The organism is Bergeriella denitrificans NBRC 102155, assembly GCF_001592185.1.
Classification (GTDB): Bacteria; Pseudomonadota; Gammaproteobacteria; order Burkholderiales; family Neisseriaceae; genus Neisseria; species Neisseria denitrificans.
Genome location: NZ_BCWL01000290.1, coordinates 1 through 1905 on the forward strand (window position 1 = coordinate 1; position 1905 = coordinate 1905).

Consider the following 1905-nt stretch of genomic DNA (forward strand, 5'->3'; position numbering starts at 1 on the left):
TTCTCCGACTATATAGGGTGAAGTGAAGATAAAAAAGCCGTCTGAAAAACTTAAATTTTTCAGACGGCTTTTTTACCAAACATTCAACTTACCCAATCACCAACACGGCATTACTCCCGCCAAATGCAAATGATGAGCTGGCGGCGATGCGCTTTTCAGACAGCCATGTGCTGTTGCGGTCGGTCAGAGCGATGGCAGGTAGGGATTGGTCGGGGCAGCCGTCCCATTGCTGCGGCGGCAGGCGGCCTTCGGGGTTGCCGGTGTGGTCGACCATGCCCCAAGCCAGTGCGGCTTCTAATGCGCCTGCGGCGCCGAGGGTGTGGCCGGTGCTGGGTTTGGTGGAGGTACAGAAGGTATGATGGCCGAATACTTGGGCGACGGCGGTGCTTTCCATGCTGTCGTTGTGGTGCGTGCCTGTGCCGTGCAGGTTAATCCAGCCGATGTCTTGCGGCTGCAGGCCGGCGTGGGTTAAGGCCGTCTGAAAAGCGGCGGCGGCGCCTAATCCGTCGGGGCGCGGTGTGGACATGTGGTAGGCGTCGCTGCTGGCGCCGTAGCCGAGCAGGCGGATGTGGCTGTCGAAATCTGCGTCCCGGGTCATGATGAATGCGGCGGCGGCTTCGCCGATATTGATGCCGTTACGGTTGGCGGAAAACGGGTTGGCGATGCCGTCTGAAAGGACTTCCAAAGAGGCGAAACCGTTGATGGTCAGCGGCGACAGGGTGTCTGCGCCGCCGCAGATGACGGCGTCGCAGATGCCTGAGCGCAGCAGCCGCGCTGCGCTGATTAGGGCGCGGGCGCCGGAGGTACAGGCGGTGGAGACGACATAGCGTACGCCGCCCAGGCCGTATGTTTCGGCGACGAAATCGGCGGGGGCTGCCATCAGCTGCTGGGTTTGCTTAAACGGTAAATCTGCCCACTCCCCGCCTGCTGCGGCGCGGCGGAACATGGGGATATTTTCGTCCACGCCGCTGGTAGATGTGCCAATCACGACACCGATTCTGCCTGCGCCGTAACGCTGCTTGGCGGCGGCGATTTGCGGCTCGATTTGTTCTAAGGCGTGCCACAGCAGCCGGTTGTTGCGGCTTTGATGGTATTCGGGCAAATCTTCGGCAAACGGGCGCAGCGGCTCGTTAACGGCGCCGAAGGCATATTTTTTGCCGCTGACCCATTGTTCGGAAAACGTCAGGGGCGGTTGCGCGGGCGGGTTCAGCAAGGCGGCGGTATGGGTGTGGATGCCGCTGCCCAAGGCGCTGGTTACGGCCGGGCGGCTGAGGTAAACGGGTACGGTTGCGGCGTTATTGTTCATGATTGGCGTCGTTTTCAAGCGGCTGCACCAGCCAGCGGCTACGGTCGGGGAAGGTAATTTCAAAATCTTGGCCGCGGGCGGCAATCTGCCAGACTTCCTGCCCGCGGTAGCGGAACAGCGCGCCTTGTGCCGATGGTACTTTATCGACATCGGGGTACAGCGCGGTATCGCCGTCTGCCGCCAGCAAGGGCAGAATGGCGGCAAACAGGCGGCGGGATTCGGCATTCGGCGGCACAAAGCCGTCGTTGCGCCAGCCTTTGCCGCTGACAATCTGGCGCGATAAAGGTGCGCCGAGCGCATCGGTTTGCACGAAACGCAGGCCGCCCGCTACCGGCGCGACAGCCAGCAGGCTGGTTTGGGTACTGCCGTCGGCGGTGTTTTTTTCCAATTTAAACCAACGGCCGCCGTCAGCCAGCGCGCTAATCTGCTGCGGCTCGGGCAGCGTGGTGACGCTACAGGCCGCTAAAAACAGCGCGGCCAACAAAATCCATATCCGCATGGGCGTTCTTCCTTTATGTCAATCATCAAACGGCAGCGGCACATAACCGCCTGCTTCCATAGTCGTCGAACTTCAATCCTGCTACGGCATTGGCTCGCCC

At 60.9% G+C, this 1905-nt stretch carries 2 protein-coding genes; both read right to left on the bottom strand.

Features of this window, described 5'->3' with window-relative positions; all coding sequences use genetic code 11:
* Positions 1–88: 88 nt before the first annotated feature.
* Positions 89–1306 (bottom strand): beta-ketoacyl-ACP synthase, encoded by a 1218-nt coding sequence (locus BDE01S_RS10270; protein ID WP_066081207.1) that lies wholly within the window; start codon positions 1304–1306, stop codon positions 89–91.
* Positions 1296–1805 carry a hypothetical protein gene (locus tag BDE01S_RS10275; RefSeq protein ID WP_066081209.1) on the bottom strand — a complete coding sequence of 170 codons (510 nt, stop codon included), beginning with the start codon at positions 1803–1805 and terminating at the stop codon, positions 1296–1298. Before BDE01S_RS10275 ends, BDE01S_RS10270 begins: the two co-directional genes overlap by 11 nt.
* Positions 1806–1905 lie beyond the last annotated feature (100 nt).

Bases quoted from the DNA above. Each gene is read 5' to 3' on its own strand.
- BDE01S_RS10270 (WP_066081207.1), bottom strand. From the start codon at position 1,306: ATGAACAATAACGCCGCAACCGTACCCGTTTACCTCAGCCGCCCGGCC.
- BDE01S_RS10275 (WP_066081209.1), bottom strand. From the start codon at position 1,805: ATGCGGATATGGATTTTGTTGGCCGCGCTGTTTTTAGCGGCCTGTAGC.